Source organism: Bacillus sp. PSXD-155 (assembly GCF_049310765.1).
GTDB lineage: Bacteria > Bacillota > Bacilli > Bacillales > Bacillaceae_G > Bacillus_A > Bacillus_A cereus.
The window spans coordinates 71,913-90,130 of record NZ_JBMOWC010000002.1 but is presented as its reverse complement, the minus strand read 5'-3'; the positions used below and the strand labels follow the sequence as shown (position 1 = coordinate 90,130).

Below are 18,218 nucleotides of genomic sequence, written 5' to 3'. Positions count from 1 at the left end.
AAAACTGCTAGGAAATCCTAGCAGTTTTTTTCAGCTTCTTGACGTTGACGTTCAATTTCAGCACGAAGCTGTGGTTCTGGTGCTTGCCAGCCTTCTGGTTTTAGAATTTTACCGTCGCCCTCACGGAATCGAGGTTTCCCATCAGGGAATAGTTTTGCCATGTTTGCGTTATTTACAATTTCGAATCCTTTATCTGGACGTACGCCCATTTCGGCAAACGTTCCGAATGCAAAGTAAATAAGGTCAATTAGTGCATCATATTGATCTTCAACAGTCGTTGCTTCTAGAAATTCTTCTAGTTCTTCTTGCATAAAACTCGCACGAATTTTTGCACGCTCTTCTGTTAATTTCGTTGGAATATTTGTTACAGGATGTCCGAATACTTCATGCATTTTCGCAACAAGTTCATATCCTTTATCTAAACCTTTTTCGTTTGTCATGTTGTTTCATCCTTTCTCGCTTAGTGCCGAATCTCATTGTAACATAAGGTGATTATGAAATGAAAAGAACATCTTATCGAAATAAGATGTTCGCTCGTTATTCTTCTTTTTTTATTAAAAGGGATAAAATAAGGTCGATGCCAAACATACCAAGGAGTAACATTGGTATAACGACAAGCAAGTAACGTGTGAAGGAAACATTTTTTAAGTATGTATGAGCAAATAAAAAGACGCCGAGAAATAAAATACCATTTAAAATAGGCTTTACTAATTTTTTAGACATAAGCTCCCCCATAAATATCTTCTCTCTCTATTTAATAATAAAAAACTCCTCTCTCCGTTGTATCATGCTGGAGAGAGGAGTTCAATCATTTCTCATTCAATTACACCAGAATTTGTAATATTTACGGTGTATTTTATATGAACCGGAACATCTTTATACATTTGTCGCCACTCTTCTAATTTGAATGGGCGATAATGTTGTCTATATTTTGCTCCTAGTGCAAGAGGATCAACATTTAGAGATTTAAACTGTTTAATTAGTTTTGTAGCTTTTGCATCTAATTGTTTTTCGATTGATTTGGCTATTTTTGTTGTGTTTTTTTTGTTTTCTAAATTAAATTTTCTAGAAAGCTCCTGAATACGAGCATCCATCTTAACGTGAATATAGAAAGAAGGTTTCCCATCTTTTATGTTTACTTCGTAGGTAGGAACGGAACGAATGTTATTAATCATTGTATAGCCAGGATTGGTTTTAAATTCATGTGAGTCCAAACGGTGCTTTTCTAGCAGTCCTTTGAAAACAAACATATCGTGGTACTTAATTGTTCCAACTAACTTATCCTTTTTCAAGAGACCAATACCAATAATTTTTATTTTATCTCCATGTTTTTTGAGGATAGGCATATAGGAATCTTGTCCTTCACGGTAGTATCTGAAGGCACCTAAATATAAATTGTCAGTTGGCAAAGGGCCAGTGTCCATATTATGTTCTAACATTTTTTTTATATAAATCGCAACATTGTAAGAGGTACTATATTTTCCTTTAAATAGTTCAGTACCACTGCCTTCTAATAGTCCAACATACAGTGAGTTACCAATATTCACATCACGAATTAATGTGTCAAAAGAATTGGATAATCCTTTTTTAGCAATCTTTGTTGTGAATAAGGCGACACGCATTTGACCGCTTGCGAAAGGTTGTGAAGATTCTAAAGATGTATCTGCCTTTACTTGTTTTACTGCGTTTCCTGTTCCTTCATAAACTTGAACTTTATTTCCCTTTTTTTGTATAGGACAAACGAATGTAACTTTTACTTTATTATCTTTTGCTGTATCGAAGGCAGTTCCTTGAATGAGTTGAACATCATCAATAATATTTTTTTGTAAGCAACCAGTTAGACTGAAGATACTGATGCAAACAAGAAGTATTAACTTTCTTTTTGTTTTGTCCATTTTCTTTTCACCCACACAATACTAAATAGAATTGGGATGTATATATATATAAGCCAAAAACTAACTTTAGATACATTACTAATAAAATCATTGATATCATGCCTGTTCGTTAAAAGTTGTGAAACAACTAAGGTGATAAGCATCAAGGCAATTAAAATCCCACGTTGTTTAACACGAAAAATTTCATGAGTTCCTCTAGTAGCAGCCCATAAAGGTAGGATAAAGCTTGTAATAATAACGAGAGCATAACCAGAAATAGCGATATACTCAAGTCGCTCTATAAAAGGAAGCTTAATAACTTGTGTCATGGACAGTTGAGACCAAATTGTTTTGAGTAGTTGTTTTTCGCTAAAGAATGTAAAAGCGAGAATGGTACTAAACAAATATAGAATATTGGAAAATAATGCCCCATATTGCGCGAATTTATGGGATTTCTCTGGCTCTTTAACAAATGGATAAATCATAAGGAAAATTTCAAATCCTGTCATACTATAAATAGATAGTTGAGCTGCTTTCAAAATATCGGTAAAAGAATGTGAAAATATTGGAAGTAAGTTATCCCAATGTGAGAATTTCAAAATGAAAAGGCTAAGAAAAAGATAACCTAATGTCCCACCAACAGAAATAACACAAATTCCTGTAATGACTCGGAATCCTGATGAAATAATGTAATAACTTATTAAGCATAAAAAGAATGTGAGCATCCAGGTGGATGCACTAGGAAACATCCATACTTGAATAATTTCGACATATGTTCTAACAACAGAAATGCTTACAATAAAAAAATAAACCATAAAAATGATATTAATACCATTTCCGATCCATTTTCCAAAAAGTTGTTTGTGTAAATCAATTAAGTTTCCCTCTACATTTTTTAATGAATAATACATCATCCAGATTAGAATATGAATGATGATTCCTGTGAGGAGAACTCCCATCCAGCCGTCGTATCCAGCAGCTTTTGCGATAATTCGAGCAAAACCTAGAACGCCAGCCCCGAATTGTGCACTGTGAATTAAGAAGAAAACAAAGATAGGAGATATTTGATATTTTTCTTGAACTTTACTCATCAATGCACCTCATTTCTTAATCATCAAAGTCCGAGCTATGTTTTGTCGAAATGCCTTTTGCTGCTTTTTTTACATGCTGTGGTCTTGCTTGCACATCTCTTGTATCAATCATTGTTAATGGAAAACGAATCCAAGAATCTTTAACTGATTGTTGCCTTGTCGGATAAAACAAAGCGTACGGCTTACGTAAGGAAGTAAGTCTAAATAGATGAGTAAATAAAAAGATAAATCCAAGAGAAATACCGAAAAGTCCACCTATTTCTGCAAATATGAGAAACGGGAAGCGTAGTAATCGAACAGCATTCCCCATTTTATAAATAGGTGTAATAAAAGAAGCGAGTGCTGATAGTGCAACGATAATTAATAAAATGTTACTCGTTAACCCAGCTTGTACAGATGCTTGCCCGATTACGATACCGCCTACAATACCGAGTGTTTGCCCGACTTTCATCGGTAACCTTGCGCCGGCTTCTCTTAATAAATCGATAACTAATTCCAAAAAAAGTGCTTCAATTAAAGGTGGGAACGGTACTTGCGCCCTTGATAAAATTAAAGTTTCAAGTAAATCACTCGGAATGAGTTCGTAATGATAATTTAAAACGGCAACATATAATGGAGCTGCACAAATTGAGAAAAGGACAGCGATAAGCCGTAAAACTCTTGAAAATGTTGCATATAGCCAAGAGACATTATAATCTTCTGGTGAAATAAAGAAATCGAAATATGATACGGGCGTTAATAGAACATTTGGTGAACCATCAACGAAAATTGCAATTTTTCCATCAATTAGTGCTTTTGTAACTCTATCAGTGCGCTCTGTATTGATATAGAGAGGGAAAATCGATTTTTCACCCATTAATTCTTGTAAATAAGCACTATCATTAACTTGATCATATTCAAGAGCGCGTAATGACTCTTCTAGAAAATCTACATTATCTTTTTCAGCGAGGTTGTCTAAATACATCATGACAACTTTTGTTTTGGAAAACTCGCCGATAATCATTTCTTTTGTTTGTAAATCTAAAACAGGAAGACGTTTTCGAACTAAATTAATGTTTGTATCAATATCCTCTACGAAACCTTCTTGCGGACCAATAACAGTTGATTCGTTTAAAGGAGGGGTTGGTGCACGATAATTATCAATTGCAATGTTTGCAAGCATACATTTTTGATCTTGCTGATTCAATTGAATGATCGCATGTCCCTTTAAAACCATGTCTTCAATTTTTTGCAAGTCGTTCGTAATTGTAATGCCACTCATCGGAATATGTTCTTTTAGTTCTTCTAGCGAAGTACAAGGTCTCTCTAAAAGAGTAGGCATTAAATATTTTTGTAATTTCTCCCCATCAAGTGAAGGGCGATAGTAAGAAATCCAATAAGGCATCGTTTCATCGTCAGATGTATGGTAATTAATAAAATCACTAGACTTTTTAAGTTTCTCTATTAAATCTTGTAGAGAATGAATACGGTCTTTTTCTGGTTTTGTAAAGTCATAAATACTATTACCTCCAGAGCTTTGTTGCTTACTTTGAGAAGGTTCATCTTGCTTAGCGTTTTGTTGTTTATCTTGAGACGAATCACCTTGTTTAGCACTTTGTTGCTTATCTTGAGACGAATCATCCTGTTTAGCGCTTTGTTGCTTATCGTGAAACGAATCATCTTGTTTAGCACTTTGTTGTTTATCTTGAGAGGAATCATCTTGTTTAGCGTTTTGTTGCTTATCCTGAGAAGAGTCATCTTGTTTAGCGCTTTGCTGCTTATCCTGAGACGAATCATCTTGTTTAGCGTTTTGTTGCTTATCCTGAGACGAATCACCTTGTTTAGCGCTTTGTTGCTTATCCTGAGAGGAATCATCTTGTTTAGCACTTTGTTGCTTATTCTGAGACGAATCTTTTTGCTCGTTATTTTCACCTTTATTATGTTTCATATTTCTAGTCTGTTCTTTGTTATCATCCTCTTGATTGTTAGAATGCTGCTCCTGATTATCTGTTTCGTTTGCTTCTGGTTTATTTGATTTTTTTTTCTTACGTAACCAATTCCAAATCATATGTATGCCCTCTTTAATCTTGTAATATAGTGCTATTTTGTGGCTAATTTTGTATATTATTCATTTATTTATGAAAAGAAGAAGGAGATTAGTTTGCATAGAAAAAAATCTTTAGTAAGCAGTTCATACTATAACGGGGAGAGGGAGAGTCTGTGCAAATTGTAAAAAAAGAGAAATTTGTTTTAAAAGAGTTTGCGTTTGAAAATGGCAGAGAAATTCCTGTTCAAATGGGATACGAGACATATGGTACGTTAAATAGAGAAAGGTCAAATGTGATTTTGGTTTGTCATTATTTTAGTGCAACAAGTCATGCGGCAGGAAAATATACAGTGCATGATGAGGAGTCTGGTTGGTGGGATGGGCTCATTGGACCTGGGAAAGCAATTGATACAAATAAGTATTTTGTTATATGTACGGATAACCTTTGTAATGTGCAGGCGAGGAATCCATATGTGATTACAACAGGACCGAAATCGATTAATCTAGAAACTGGAGAAGAATATGCTATGGATTTTCCGGTTTTTACATTTCTTGATGTAGCTCGTATGCAATATGAGTTAATAAAAGGTATGGGAATTTCAAGGTTACACGCTGTAATCGGACCGTCGGCGGGGGGAATGATTGCACAACAATGGGCGGTTCACTATCCACATATGGTAGAGCGGATGATTGGCGTTATTACGAACCCACAAAATCCAATTATTACGTCAGTAAACGTAGCGCAAAATGCGATTGAGGCAATTCAACTGGATCCAAGTTGGAAAGATGGAAAATATGGAGAAGAGCAGCCTATAAAGGGGCTTCATTTAGCGAGTAGAATGATGTTTATGAATGCGTTTGATGAGCATTTTTATGAAATGGCATTTCCTCGTAATAGTATCGAGATAGAACCTTATGAAAAGTTTTCTACATTAACATCATTTGAAAAAGAGATAAATACAGCGACATATAGAAGTATAGAGTTAGTAGATGCAAATTCATGGATGTATACTGCGAAGGCAGTTTTATTGCATGATATTGCACATGGGTTTTCTTCACTAGAAGAATCTCTTTCTAACATAGAAGCGAATGTACTTATGATTCCGTGTAAACAAGATTTGCTTCAGCCGTCTCGTTATAATTATAAAATGGTAGATATTTTGCAAAAACAAGGAAAATATGCGGAAGTGTATGAGATAGAAAGTATAAATGGGCATATGGCAGGAGCATTTGATATTCATTTATTTGAAAAAAAGGTTTATGAATTTTTGAATCGGAAAGTATCTAGTTTTGTGTAAAAGACAAATGATGGGGAAAAGGTGCAATGTTTGTAGTAGGCACCTTTTTTTACATAATTTGTAGACGGAAAATATATGTAGCGATTGCTATACCGAAAAACGCTATGCCAAGCAATAGAAATAAGAATGACATCTCTTGTGGGGAGTTTATTTTTCTATTATTTTTCATACTAAGAGCAATAATTGCAGCGAGTAAGAACACAATGCCCATAATGAAAAGAAAAAGCGTCATTTTAATCGACTCCTTTCATAAAACAAGTATATTGAGGATACAATGTGCTAGTTATGTTTGTAAAGAATAAATTTTTAGAGAAAATTGAGAAATAGTTTTTCGATTCTTTGCGTTCTTTCTTTTGCGTGCTAAAATTGGTAGAGAATGTTTGTGAAAAAGAAACGAAAGGTTTTATTGTATATAAGGAGGAACTACATATGACAGAAGTTAATACAATTACTACAGAAGAGGTACAAGAGCGTTTAGAAAATGGAGAAACGTTATTTCTAGTAGACGTAAGAGAAGATGAAGAAGTAGCGGCAGGAAAGATTCCAGAAGCTGTACATATTAAAATGGGCGATATCCCACATAAAGTAGATTTCTTTAATAAAGAGAATGAATATATCTTTATTTGTCGTTCGGGAATGCGCAGTGAAAATGTATGTCATTATTTAAATGAGCAAGGGTTTAAAACAGTGAACATGGTTGGCGGTATGCTTCAATATGAAGGTGAAACGAAATAGTTAATAGTTAAAAACTTGGAACGAGTCTGTTTCAAGTTTTTTTCTTTTGCATACAGTATAAAAAAGGAGGAGGGGGAAATGGGAATTAATTTGCGTAAAGTGAAAATTATTAATAATACAGGCGCTGTTAATGTCGGTGACTGTTATGATATCTCGCCTTTAGCTGTGGCGAAAGTATATGCAGGAGCTGGAGGATCGAGTGCGGCTATTTTTTTAAATGGAAAAAGGCAGCCAGAAGCGGTGATTAGAACATCGGTATTTCTTCCGCCTTTGGCAACAAGTACACGTACGTTAGGTTCATAAAGGAAAGGTAGAGTGTAATTATGCCTGCGCATATAAAAGAATTTGTTATTGTGAATAACACTGGAAATATATTTACCGGTGATAATTTGAGTGATACTTCATTTACTGCTTCGAAATCATATAGTGGTTCAATGGGGTGCGCTTGGATTGATGTTGTTACAGTAATAGGGACGGAGACAAAGCTTTGTTTACAGCCGGGTGATTCGGTGACGACAACATATACAAGAGGCACTCCTGCTGGTACTGTAACAGGAACAAATATGGGGCAAAGTGTAAATGCATCGGGTATAGCACAAGCTGTCCCTAATACAGATAATATGGATTCAACTGCAGGACTCCCTTAAGAAATTAAGGGAGTTTTTATTATTTAAAATAAAAATAGTCTTGGAAATTATTTTTGTAAATAGATTAAGAAGAGGCTTATTTATTATGAAAAAGACGGTTTGTAGGTGGTGAAAGTGTGAAGAATCGTGATAATAATCGGAAGCAAAATCCGTTAAGCTCTAATTTTAGAATTCCACCCGAACTTATTGGGCCTACTTTCCCCCCTGTTCCAACTGGATTTACAGGTATAGGGATTACTGGTCCAACCGGTCCACAAGGCCCAACAGGACCTCAAGGACCAAGAGGATTACAAGGTCCGATGGGGGAGATGGGCCCGACAGGACCTCAAGGTGTGCAAGGGATACAAGGATTAGTTGGGCCAATAGGTGCAACTGGACCAGAAGGACAGCAGGGGCCACAAGGATTGAGAGGACCACAAGGAGAAACTGGAGCGACAGGACCTCAAGGGGTGCAAGGGTTACAAGGTCCGATTGGTCCAACGGGAGCGACTGGGGCACAAGGTATACAAGGGATACAGGGATTACAGGGGCCAATTGGAGCGACGGGACCTGAGGGACCTCAAGGAATTCAAGGCGTCCAAGGGTTACCGGGTGCAACTGGTCCACAAGGAATACAAGGAGCACAAGGGATACAAGGAACACAAGGACCGAGTGGAAATACAGGTGCAACCGGAGCGACTGGTCAGGGGATAACAGGTCCGACGGGAGTAACCGGTCCAACAGGGATCACTGGCCCGTCAGGAGGACCTCCTGGTCCGACGGGGCCGACTGGTGCGACAGGTCCGGGTGGTGGACCAAGTGGAAGTACAGGTGCGACTGGAGCAACGGGGAATACTGGGGCTACAGGAAGTACAGGGGTAACAGGAGCAACGGGAAGTACAGGTCCGACTGGAAGCACGGGAGCACAGGGCTTGCAAGGAATCCAAGGGATTCAAGGGATTCAAGGGCCAATTGGGCCAACAGGTCCAGAAGGTCCGCAGGGTATTCAAGGTATTCCTGGTCCGACGGGAGTAACTGGTGAACAAGGAATACAAGGAGTTCAAGGTATTCAAGGGGCAACGGGAGCAACAGGGAATCAAGGTCCACAAGGTATACAGGGGGCTATAGGGCCTCAAGGGGCCACAGGAGCAACAGGAGATCAAGGTCCACAAGGAATACAAGGAGTACCAGGGCCATCAGGAGCAACAGGCCCACAGGGAGTTCAAGGGATACAAGGTCCGATGGGTGATATAGGACCAACAGGTCCAGAAGGCCCAGAGGGACTTCAGGGCCCGCAAGGAATCCAAGGTGTGCCAGGGCCAGTTGGAGCAACGGGTCCAGAGGGTCCCCAGGGGATACAAGGTATTCAAGGACCGGTAGGAACAACAGGCCCACAAGGTTCACAAGGAATTCAGGGAATACAAGGTGTGCAAGGGATAACGGGAGCAACTGGAGTACAAGGAGCAACTGGAATTCAAGGGATACAAGGGGAAATAGGAGCAACGGGTCCAGAGGGTCCCCAAGGGGTGCAAGGTGTTCAAGGGGAGATTGGTCCAACAGGTCCGATGGGTCCCCAAGGTGTGCAAGGAGTACAAGGAATTCAAGGAGCGACGGGCGCACAAGGAGTGCAAGGTCCACAGGGAATTCAAGGAATCCAAGGTCCGACGGGGGCAACAGGAGATACGGGAGCAACTGGGGCGACAGGGGAAGGCACTACAGGCCCAACAGGATTAACCGGTCCAACAGGGGTAACAGGCCCATCTGGAGGACCAGCCGGACCGACCGGCCCAACGGGGCCATCAGGTCCGGCGGGAGTAACTGGTCCATCTGGTGGACCACCTGGCCCGACAGGAGCAACCGGGGCGACAGGAGTAACAGGAGATACTGGGGCGACAGGCTCAACTGGAGTGACAGGAGCGACAGGAGAAACGGGAGCAACCGGAGTGACAGGGTTACAAGGTCCCCAAGGAATCCAAGGTGTGCAAGGAGATATCGGTCCAACTGGTCCGCAAGGGATACAAGGTCCCCAAGGGATACAAGGAGTAACTGGTGCGACAGGAGATCAAGGCCCACAGGGAATCCAAGGCCCGCAAGGCGACATAGGTCCAACCGGTCCCCAAGGAATTCAAGGGATACAAGGTCCCCGAGGGATTCAAGGAGCAACCGGAGCCACTGGAGCACAAGGTCCACAGGGTATTCAAGGTATTCAAGGAATTCAAGGTCCGACAGGCCCACAAGGCCCAACTGGAATCCAAGGGGTACAAGGAGAGATAGGTCCAACCGGTCCACAAGGTGTGCAAGGATTGCAAGGCCCACAAGGTCCGACAGGGGACACAGGGGCAACGGGAGCTACTGGAGTAACCGGAGCGACAGGTCCTCAAGGAATTCAAGGCCCGCAAGGAATCCAAGGCCCAACGGGGACTACTGGGGCAACAGGTTCACAAGGGATTCAAGGTCCAACTGGGGATACAGGTCCAACAGGTTCACAAGGGATTCAAGGTCCAACTGGTCCAACAGGAGCTGGAGCAACCGGAGCCACAGGAGCGACCGGAGTCAGTACAACTGCAACGTATGCGTTTGCGAATAATACATCAGGAAGTGTTATTTCTGTTTTGTTAGGTGGTACGAATATTCCGTTACCAAACAATCAAAATATTGGATCAGGAATAACCGTTAGTGGTGGAAATACTGTATTTACAGTTGCGAATGCAGGAAACTATTATATAGCCTATACAATTAATTTAACGGCAGGATTACTTGTAAGTTCCCGTATAACTGTAAATGGCAGTCCGCTTGCGGGAACGATAAACGCCCCGGCAGTGGCTACTGGTTCATTTAGTGCAACAATAATTGCTAACTTGCCTGCTGGAGCTGCAGTTAGCTTACAATTATTTGGAGTAGTTGCGTTAGCTACATTATCTACGGCAACGCCAGGGGCTACTCTAACTATTATTAGATTAAGTTAATAAGCAGAAAACCTTGAAACTTTTATGTTTCAAGGTTTTTTTATCCTTGTATCTGGAAGTAAACCTCGTTAACCAGAGGGAGTGGATACCCTCTAATTATTTAAAGTTTCACTTTATTCCCTTGAGCAAAAACATCGCAGTTCGAAAATATATTATAATAGAATGAAAAGAAAGAAATTTGGCAGAAAGGGAGGGTGGCGATGCAGGAGATGGTTAAAGATTTTTTTGGACGCCCACTTCAAGATTTACGTATATCTGTCATTGATCGTTGCAATTTTAGATGTACATATTGTATGCCAGCGGAAATATTTGGGCCAGATTATGCTTTTTTAAAAGATGAGTTTTTACTAACTTTTGATGAAATTGAGCGTTTGGCAAAATTATTTGTTAACATCGGTGTACGAAAAATTAGAATTACTGGCGGTGAGCCACTACTTCGTAAAGATTTAGCAAAACTTATTGCACGTCTTGTGAAAATTGATGGGCTAATAGATATAGGGTTAACGACAAATGCTATCCATTTAACGAAACAAGCGAAGGCATTAAAAGAAGCTGGATTACATAGAGTGAATGTTAGTTTAGATGCGATAGATGATGACATATTTAAGAATATTAATGGTCGAAATATTAATACGAAACCGGTAATTAAGGGAATTATAGCAGCTAAAGAGGCGGGGCTGGAAGTAAAGGTAAATATGGTTGTGAAAAAAGGGATGAACGATCATCAAGTACTTCCGATGGCTGCGTATTTTAAAGAGCAAGGAATCACGCTTAGGTTTATTGAGTTTATGGATGTTGGTAGTACAAATGGGTGGAATTTTGATCAAGTAGTTACAAAACGAGAATTGATTGAGATGATTCATAAGGTGTATCCGCTTGAGCCGGCTGAAGCCCATTACTTTGGTGAAGTTGCGAAGCGATATCGGTACGTTGGAACAAATGTTGAAGTTGGTTTTATTACATCTGTTTCTGAGTCATTTTGTGCCTCTTGTACGAGGGCGAGAATTTCGGCAGATGGAAAGTTTTATACGTGCTTATTTGCGACAGATGGTTTGAATGTAAGAGAACTTCTTAGAGGAAATCTTTCGGATGAAGGGTTATTAAGTGTTATACAAGATGTATGGATGAATAGAAAAGATAGGTATTCGGATGAACGGACAGAAGAAAGTGCAAAAAATCGTCCGAAAATCGAAATGTCTTATATAGGAGGATAAGAAAGGGGGCTATCGCATGCAGGAGCGATATTCAAGACAAATATTATTTTCTGGTGTTGGAGAAGAAGGACAGAGAAAAATAAGAGAGAAGCATGTGCTTATTATTGGTGCTGGTGCTCTCGGTGCGGCAAATGCAGAAGCGATTGTTAGAGCAGGGGGTGGAAAAGTAACGATTGCTGATCGTGATTATGTAGAATGGAGTAATTTACAAAGACAACAACTATATACAGAAGAAGATGCAAAGCAGTATAAACCGAAGGCGATAGCGGCTGCAGAACATTTACAAGCGATTAATTCTGAGGTGGAAATAAATCCGGTTGTGACGGATGTAACGGTGCAAGAAATGGAAGAGCTAGTGCGTGATGTAGATTTAATATTAGATGCGACAGATAATTTTGAAACGCGTCTTCTCATTAATGATATTTCACAAAAATATAATATTCCGTGGATATATGGTGGTTGCGTCGGGAGTTACGGAGTAACGTATACAATTTTACCAGGGAAAACACCGTGTTTTCGCTGTTTAATGGAGCATCCGGCGAGCGGAGCAACATGTGACACAGCTGGTATTATACAACCGGCAGTACAATTAGTAGTTGCGCATCAAATTACGGAAGCGCTGAAAATATTAGTAGAAGACTTTGGGGCGCTTCGTGAAACGATGTTATCGTTTGATCTTTGGAATAATCAACAGATGGCATTTAAAGTGAATAGACAGAAAAAAGATACTTGTTTATCTTGCGGAAGGTTACGTACATATCCGAGTTTAACATTTGAAGCACAAACAAAAACAGAAGTGCTATGTGGGCGAAATACAGTACAAATTCGCCCAGGTGTGCGGAAGAATTTTAATTTAGAAGAAATTAAAAAGCGCTTACAAAGAAGCGTAGAGATAAAGGCGACACCTTATTTATTATCATTTCCGGTAGAAGAATATCGTTTTGTTTTATTTACAGATGGCAGGGCGTTTATTCATGGGACGAATGATATGAATGTAGCGAAAAGTTTATATGCAAGATATATAGGTTGAACCTAAAGGAAATCCTTTAGGTTCAACGGAGAGAGGATTATGAATTTCTCGTATAATCTCCACTTTTTCCACCTGTTTTTTCAAGTAAGTACGTTTCGCCGATAATCATACCTTTATCGACAGCTTTACACATATCATACACAGTAAGAGCGGTAGTGGAAGCAGCTGTTAAAGCTTCCATTTCAACACCGGTGCTACCTTCTGTTTTAACTTTTACTTCAATGAGTAAACGATATTGTTCTTCTGATTGTTTCCAATCGAAAGAAACGTCAACACCTTTTAATAATAAAGGATGGCACATTGGGATAATATCAGAAGTTCGTTTCGCAGCCATAATGCCTGCGATTTGCGCAACTGCTAATACGTCACCTTTCCCAATTTCATTGTGAGAGATTTTATCGTAAATTTCTTTCGTAACGACAATGCTAGAGCACGCAATTGCTGTTCGAACGGTTGTTTTTTTGTCGCTTATATCAACCATTTTTGCGCGTCCTTGGTCATTAAAATGTGTAAATGAAGACATGGAATTCCTCCTTGAAGTAATTTCTATTGAATACATAAAGTTTAATCGAGATAAAAAAAATTGCAAATATGAGGTGAGAAACGATGGTAGAAAAACGAATTCCAATTCAAGTTGCTGAGGCAGTAGAACGGGTAATGAAATATGCGAAGTATGGTGAAGTAGAAGAAATTTCTATTACGGAAAGTTACGGGAGAATTCTCGGGGAAGATGTTGTCTCAGATCATGACGTTCCTCATTTTGATCGTTCCCCTTACGATGGTTTCGCCATTCGAGCAGAAGATACGAAAGGAGCAACCCAAGAGAATCCAATTGAATTTGAAGTAATAGGAGAAATCGGGGCGGGGTCTGTTTTTTTAGAAGAAGTAGGAGCTTTTAAAGCTATTCGCATTATGACAGGAGCAGCTATTCCAGAAGAATGTAATGCAGTCGTAATGCTCGAGCTGACAGAAGGGTTTGAGAAGAACGGGAAAACATATATGAAGTTAAAACGCCCTTTTAATAACGGTGACAATGTGTCGTTTAAAGGAGAAGACATAAAACAAAATCAAGTTCTCGTTAAGAAAGGTGTTGCAATTAATCCAGGTGTTGCGGCCTTACTAGCAACGTTTGGATATAGCACTGTGAAAGTTGTAAAACAGCCTGTTGTCGGTATTGTAACAACAGGAAGTGAATTACTAGAAGTACATGAGCCGTTACAGCCGGGGAAAATTAGAAATAGTAACTCGTATATGATCGCAGCTCAAATTATGAAAGCTGGCGGGAAAGTTCGTTATTATGGTCAACTCGCCGATGAGCTAGATGCATGTTTTACAGCTGTTCAATTAGCGATGGATGAGGTCGATATTTTAATTACAACAGGCGGTGTATCAGTAGGAGATTATGACTACTTACCAGCTATTTATGAAAGGTTACAGGCGAATGTACTCTTTAATAAAATAGCGATGAGACCGGGAAGTGTAACGACAGTAGCTGAAGTTGATGGGAAGTTACTTTTCGGTTTATCAGGAAATCCGTCTGCTTGTTATGTAGGCTTTGAATTATTTGTGCATCCAATTATAAAAACGTATTTGTATGCGAAGGAACCTCACGTATATAGAGCGGATGCTATTTTACAAAAAGATTTTTCAAAGCCAAATCCATTTACTCGTTTCGTAAGAGCAAACGTAACGATTGTGGACGGGGCGTTACAAGCGATGCCGGTTGGTTTAGATAAATCGAGTGCGGTATCTTCACTTGCAGATGCGAATGCTTTTATCGTGTTACCTGGAGGAACGAGAGGATTTGAGACTGGGATGAAAGTATCCGTATTATTGTTAGAGCACTCTGAGGGATGTGATTGGCCATGGGCAAAGCCCCTTCAATCTTACAAATAGTAGGATATCAAAATAGCGGAAAAACGACACTTGTAGAGAAAATTGTGCATGTGTTAGCTGAAAGTGAAATGAAAGTTGCTACAATTAAACATCACGGGCACGGAGGTTTTCCAGAAGTAGCGCAAAAAGATAGCGAAAGACACCGTAAAGCTGGTGCTGTCGTAAGTAGTGTAGAAGGTGCTGGATTGCTTTCACTTTCTTCACTAAGAAAGAAATGGTCCTTGCAAGAAATTATTCGCTTATATGAGTTTTTTGAAGTGGATACAATTTTAATAGAGGGCTATAAAAAAGAGAACTACCCGAAAGTAGTGTTACTTCGTTCTGCGGAAGACGTTGAACTTTTACATAAAGTAGAAAATATAGTGGCGATTATTACGTGGTATGATGTCCCGGCAAATATACGAGAAGAATATAAAGTATTTCATATAACAGAAGAAGAGTTGTACATAGACTGGTTTTTACAAACGGTTAGGAGTGCGAAATGACAAATACATATTATGAAGTAATTGATACAGAAATCTCGATTGAAGAGGTAACGAAGAAAGTGATTCGACGTGAATGCGGTGCTGTTACAACATTTATTGGAACGGTTAGAGAGTTTACGAAAGGGCGTCGTACATTATACTTAGAGTATGTTGCTTATAAGACGATGGCAGAAAAGATGCTAGAGAAAATTGGTCTGGAAGTGAAAGAGAAATGGCCGGGTACATATGTTGCGATTACACATCGCATCGGTACGTTGCAAATTTCTGATATAGCGGTTGTTGTTGCTGTTTCAACACCACACCGTAAAGCGGCTTATGAAGCGAACGAATATATTATGGAACGCATAAAACAAATTGTTCCGATTTGGAAAAAGGAGTTTTGGGAAGATGGTGACTCATGGATTGGTGATCAATTAGAAAAAACACCATATCCGGCGGGAGAGCCTGGGAAGGAGCTATAAGTATGATTAGAGTATTGTTATTTGCGCACTTGCAAGAAGAAGCAGGGACAAGTGAATTACAAATAGAGAAAGAAAATATTACAGTTGCAGAGTTAAAAGATGTTGTTGCGAAAGAATATAATGTACCAGTTTCAGAGCCAATTATGGTTGCGATTAATGAAGAATACGCAAATGAAGATGACAGGGTCCAAGATGGTGATGTGGTTGCACTTATACCACCAGTGAGTGGTGGTTAATATTGGATTCCTTAAAACGACTTTCCTAAGTAGGGGAAGTCGTTTTTTTATGGCGTTTTTGAGAACACTAACTTATAGGATAAGGAGGACGTTATGAAAAAAATATGTGTAATTATTACAGCGATATGTTCTATCTTTTTCTCTTCTCCAAGCGATTCTTTCGCGAAAGAATCAAGAGAACAGCTTTTAGAGAGTGCGTTATTGAATAGGTACTATTCGGTTATTAGACAAGTGACAGAAGATCAATATGAATGTGATGCAGTTATAAATATAAAGCGTCTCGGCAGGAAAGATGAATTTGTACCTAGATTTGAAGTGACGCTACAATTTCTTACATTTCAAGGGGCGCATAATCCGCCAAATGACAAAGTTACACTTACTTTGGAGGATTATTTAGATCATATAAAGGTAAAAAATGTGGAGCGAGAAAAAAATGTTTCTAATGATGTTGTAGAAAAGATTTGTGCTCGCAAAAAAGAAAAAATGAAAGCTCATTCTAATGATTGAGAGCGGTAACTTATTCCGCTATTTGCGGGATGATTAAAGTTTCAATTTATAACATTTTACAGAGAAAGGTAATGGGCGATGGATATATTTTTAGCAATTTTACCAGCTATATTTTGGGGGAGTATTGTGTTATTTAACGTAAAACTGGGCGGGGGACCGTATAGTCAAACGCTTGGAACAACGTTTGGAGCACTTATTTTCTCAATTGTTGTTTATATTTTTATGAAGCCAGTATTAACACCTACCGTGATTGGGGTTGGAGTTGTGTCAGGTTTATTTTGGGCGCTTGGTCAGGCGAATCAATTGAAAAGTATTGATTTAATGGGCGTTTCGAGGACGATGCCAATTTCAACAGGACTTCAATTAGTTGCGACGACTTTATTTGGCGTTATCGTATTTCATGAATGGTCCACGACAATATCGGTCGTCCTTGGGATTTTAGCGCTCGTTTGTATTATTGTCGGTGTTATTTTAACATCACTTCAAAGTGAAGAAGAAAAAAATGCAGAGCAAGCAGCAAATTTTAAAAGAGGTATCATAATTTTATTAATTTCAACAGTCGGTTATTTAGTTTACGTAGTAGTGATTAGGTTATTTAACGTAGATGGTTGGTCGGCTTTATTACCACAAGCAGTTGGTATGGTATTAGGGGGGATTTTACTTACGTTTAAGCATCATCCATTTAATAAATATGCGATAAGAAATATTATTCCAGGATTAATATGGGCAGCTGGAAATATGTTTTTATTCATTTCACAACCGCGTGTCGGAGTCGCAACAAGTTTCTCGCTATCGCAAATGGGAATTATTATTTCCACGCTTGGGGGGATCCTTATATTAGGTGAAAAGAAAACGAAACGCCAATTAACGGGTATCGTTGTCGGTATCGTTTTTATTATCGCAGCCGGAATTATGTTAGGTATAGCAAAAAGTTAAAGGAGGTATTGAAATGTATAGTGATTTAGAAGGAAAAGTGGTCGTTATTACAGGATCAGCAACTGGTCTTGGTAGGGCGATGGGAGTAAGGTTTGCTAAGGAAAAAGCGAAAGTGGTTATTAATTATCGCTCACGAGAATCAGAAGCAAATGATGTGTTAGAAGAAATTAAAAAGGTAGGCGGAGAAGCGATTGCTGTAAAAGGTGATGTCACGGTCGAATCAGATGTTGTGAATCTCATTCAATCTGCTGTGAAAGAATTTGGTACGCTTGACGTTATGATTAATAATGCAGGGATAGAAAACGCGGTACCGTCGCATGAAATGCCACTTGAAGATTGGAATAAGGTAATTAATACAAATTTAACAGGTGCTTTTTTAGGAAGTCGTGAAGCGATTAAATATTTTGTAGAACATGATATTAAAGGGTCTGTCATTAATATGTCTAGTGTTCATGAGAAAATTCCGTGGCCACTATTCGTGCACTATGCAGCGAGTAAGGGTGGTATTAAACTGATGACAGAAACGTTAGCGCTAGAATATGCGCCAAAAGGTATTCGAGTAAATAATATTGGACCAGGTGCAATTAATACGCCGATTAATGCAGAAAAGTTTGCTGATCCTAAAAAACGTGCTGACGTAGAAAGTATGATACCGATGGGCTATATTGGAAACCCTGAAGAAATTGCAGCAGTAGCAACTTGGCTCGCTTCTTCAGAGGCGAGTTATGTAACTGGAATTACGCTATTTGCAGATGGTGGAATGACGTTATATCCATCGTTTCAAGCTGGGCGTGGGTAATATAAAAGGACGAAGAGATAAAACTCTTCGTCCTTTTT

21 protein-coding genes are annotated in these 18,218 nt (G+C 39.1%); 14 read left to right on the top strand and 7 right to left on the bottom strand.

The features are described from left to right. Window positions 1-17: 17 nt before the first annotated feature. The 5 genes from ACO6VI_RS01925 to ACO6VI_RS01905 form a co-directional block, all read right to left on the bottom strand. Window positions 18-440, bottom strand: coding sequence for an HAD family hydrolase (locus ACO6VI_RS01925; protein WP_063548816.1), 423 nt, complete (start codon window positions 438-440; stop codon window positions 18-20). A gap of 97 nt (window positions 441-537) precedes the next feature. Beyond that, window positions 538-723: a hypothetical protein gene (locus ACO6VI_RS01920; RefSeq protein WP_063549372.1), complete on the bottom strand. Its 186-nt coding sequence runs from the start codon at window positions 721-723 to the stop codon at window positions 538-540. A 92-nt stretch (window positions 724-815) separates the two neighbouring features. Further along, the gene (locus tag ACO6VI_RS01915; RefSeq protein WP_063548814.1) at window positions 816-1,895 is read right to left on the bottom strand and encodes a Ger(x)C family spore germination protein; all 1,080 of its coding nucleotides are present in this window, start codon (window positions 1,893-1,895) and stop codon (window positions 816-818) included. Further along, window positions 1,871-2,965 (bottom strand): spore germination protein, encoded by a 1,095-nt coding sequence (locus tag ACO6VI_RS01910; RefSeq protein ID WP_063548812.1) that lies wholly within the window; start codon window positions 2,963-2,965, stop codon window positions 1,871-1,873. Before ACO6VI_RS01910 ends, ACO6VI_RS01915 begins: the two co-directional genes overlap by 25 nt. A gap of 16 nt (window positions 2,966-2,981) precedes the next feature. Beyond that, complete coding sequence (locus tag ACO6VI_RS01905; protein ID WP_080469886.1) at window positions 2,982-5,012, bottom strand: spore germination protein; 2,031 nt, start codon at window positions 5,010-5,012, stop codon at window positions 2,982-2,984. A gap of 152 nt (window positions 5,013-5,164) precedes the next feature. On the opposite strand from ACO6VI_RS01905, the gene ACO6VI_RS01900 reads away from it, so the two are divergent. Continuing rightward, entirely contained in the window at window positions 5,165-6,289 is a 1,125-nt protein-coding gene (locus ACO6VI_RS01900) for an alpha/beta fold hydrolase (protein ID WP_078994654.1), read from the top strand. Window positions 6,290-6,338: 49 nt separating this feature from the next. Here ACO6VI_RS01900 and ACO6VI_RS01895 read toward each other — a convergent pair whose 3' ends face one another. Further along, window positions 6,339-6,521 (bottom strand): hypothetical protein, encoded by a 183-nt coding sequence (locus ACO6VI_RS01895; protein ID WP_063548808.1) that lies wholly within the window; start codon window positions 6,519-6,521, stop codon window positions 6,339-6,341. Window positions 6,522-6,718: 197 nt separating this feature from the next. Here ACO6VI_RS01895 and ACO6VI_RS01890 point away from each other — a divergent pair, with 197 nt between their 5' ends. The 6 genes from ACO6VI_RS01890 (at window position 6,719) to ACO6VI_RS01865 (ending at window position 12,860) form a co-directional block, all read left to right on the top strand. Beyond that, window positions 6,719-7,024, top strand: a complete 306-nt coding sequence (locus ACO6VI_RS01890) for a rhodanese-like domain-containing protein (protein WP_000141254.1) — start codon at window positions 6,719-6,721, stop codon at window positions 7,022-7,024. A gap of 78 nt (window positions 7,025-7,102) precedes the next feature. Beyond that, window positions 7,103-7,327: a spore germination protein gene (locus tag ACO6VI_RS01885; protein ID WP_000512463.1), complete on the top strand. Its 225-nt coding sequence runs from the start codon at window positions 7,103-7,105 to the stop codon at window positions 7,325-7,327. A 20-nt stretch (window positions 7,328-7,347) separates the two neighbouring features. Beyond that, on the top strand, window positions 7,348-7,671 hold the full coding sequence (locus ACO6VI_RS01880; RefSeq protein WP_088021574.1) for a hypothetical protein: 324 nt from the start codon (window positions 7,348-7,350) through the stop codon (window positions 7,669-7,671). 116 nt (window positions 7,672-7,787) lie between these two features. After that, complete coding sequence (locus ACO6VI_RS01875) at window positions 7,788-10,616, top strand: BclA-related collagen-like exosporium protein (protein ID WP_088021575.1); 2,829 nt, start codon at window positions 7,788-7,790, stop codon at window positions 10,614-10,616. A gap of 200 nt (window positions 10,617-10,816) precedes the next feature. Beyond that, window positions 10,817-11,830 (top strand): GTP 3',8-cyclase MoaA, encoded by a 1,014-nt coding sequence (gene moaA / locus ACO6VI_RS01870; protein ID WP_088021576.1) that lies wholly within the window; start codon window positions 10,817-10,819, stop codon window positions 11,828-11,830. Between the two features lie 16 nt (window positions 11,831-11,846). Then, the gene (locus ACO6VI_RS01865; RefSeq protein WP_088021577.1) at window positions 11,847-12,860 is read left to right on the top strand and encodes a molybdopterin-synthase adenylyltransferase MoeB; all 1,014 of its coding nucleotides are present in this window, start codon (window positions 11,847-11,849) and stop codon (window positions 12,858-12,860) included. A gap of 37 nt (window positions 12,861-12,897) precedes the next feature. Here ACO6VI_RS01865 and moaC read toward each other — a convergent pair whose 3' ends face one another. Then, window positions 12,898-13,383, bottom strand: a complete 486-nt coding sequence (moaC, locus tag ACO6VI_RS01860) for a cyclic pyranopterin monophosphate synthase MoaC (RefSeq protein WP_078994656.1) — start codon at window positions 13,381-13,383, stop codon at window positions 12,898-12,900. A gap of 83 nt (window positions 13,384-13,466) precedes the next feature. Here moaC and glp point away from each other — a divergent pair, with 83 nt between their 5' ends. From glp to ACO6VI_RS01825, 7 genes are all read left to right on the top strand, one after another. After that, complete coding sequence (gene glp, locus ACO6VI_RS01855; RefSeq protein ID WP_053563525.1) at window positions 13,467-14,756, top strand: gephyrin-like molybdotransferase Glp; 1,290 nt, start codon at window positions 13,467-13,469, stop codon at window positions 14,754-14,756. After that, window positions 14,726-15,241 (top strand): molybdopterin-guanine dinucleotide biosynthesis protein B, encoded by a 516-nt coding sequence (gene mobB / locus ACO6VI_RS01850; RefSeq protein ID WP_098356025.1) that lies wholly within the window; start codon window positions 14,726-14,728, stop codon window positions 15,239-15,241. The genes glp and mobB overlap by 31 nt, the downstream gene beginning before the upstream one ends. Next, entirely contained in the window at window positions 15,238-15,702 is a 465-nt protein-coding gene (moaE, locus tag ACO6VI_RS01845; protein WP_000185943.1) for a molybdopterin synthase catalytic subunit MoaE, read from the top strand. Before mobB ends, moaE begins: the two co-directional genes overlap by 4 nt. Before the next feature lie 2 nt (window positions 15,703-15,704). Beyond that, a complete protein-coding gene (moaD, locus tag ACO6VI_RS01840; RefSeq protein ID WP_000621772.1) occupies window positions 15,705-15,938 on the top strand; it encodes a molybdopterin converting factor subunit 1 in 234 nt (77 codons plus the stop codon). A gap of 93 nt (window positions 15,939-16,031) precedes the next feature. Further along, the gene (locus ACO6VI_RS01835) at window positions 16,032-16,445 is read left to right on the top strand and encodes a DUF3888 domain-containing protein (RefSeq protein WP_000717656.1); all 414 of its coding nucleotides are present in this window, start codon (window positions 16,032-16,034) and stop codon (window positions 16,443-16,445) included. A gap of 78 nt (window positions 16,446-16,523) precedes the next feature. After that, a complete protein-coding gene (gene glcU / locus ACO6VI_RS01830) occupies window positions 16,524-17,381 on the top strand; it encodes a glucose uptake protein GlcU (protein WP_000350865.1) in 858 nt (285 codons plus the stop codon). Window positions 17,382-17,394: 13 nt separating this feature from the next. Then, window positions 17,395-18,180 carry a glucose 1-dehydrogenase gene (locus ACO6VI_RS01825; RefSeq protein ID WP_053563527.1) on the top strand — a complete coding sequence of 262 codons (786 nt, stop codon included), beginning with the start codon at window positions 17,395-17,397 and terminating at the stop codon, window positions 18,178-18,180. Window positions 18,181-18,218: the final 38 nt, after the last annotated feature.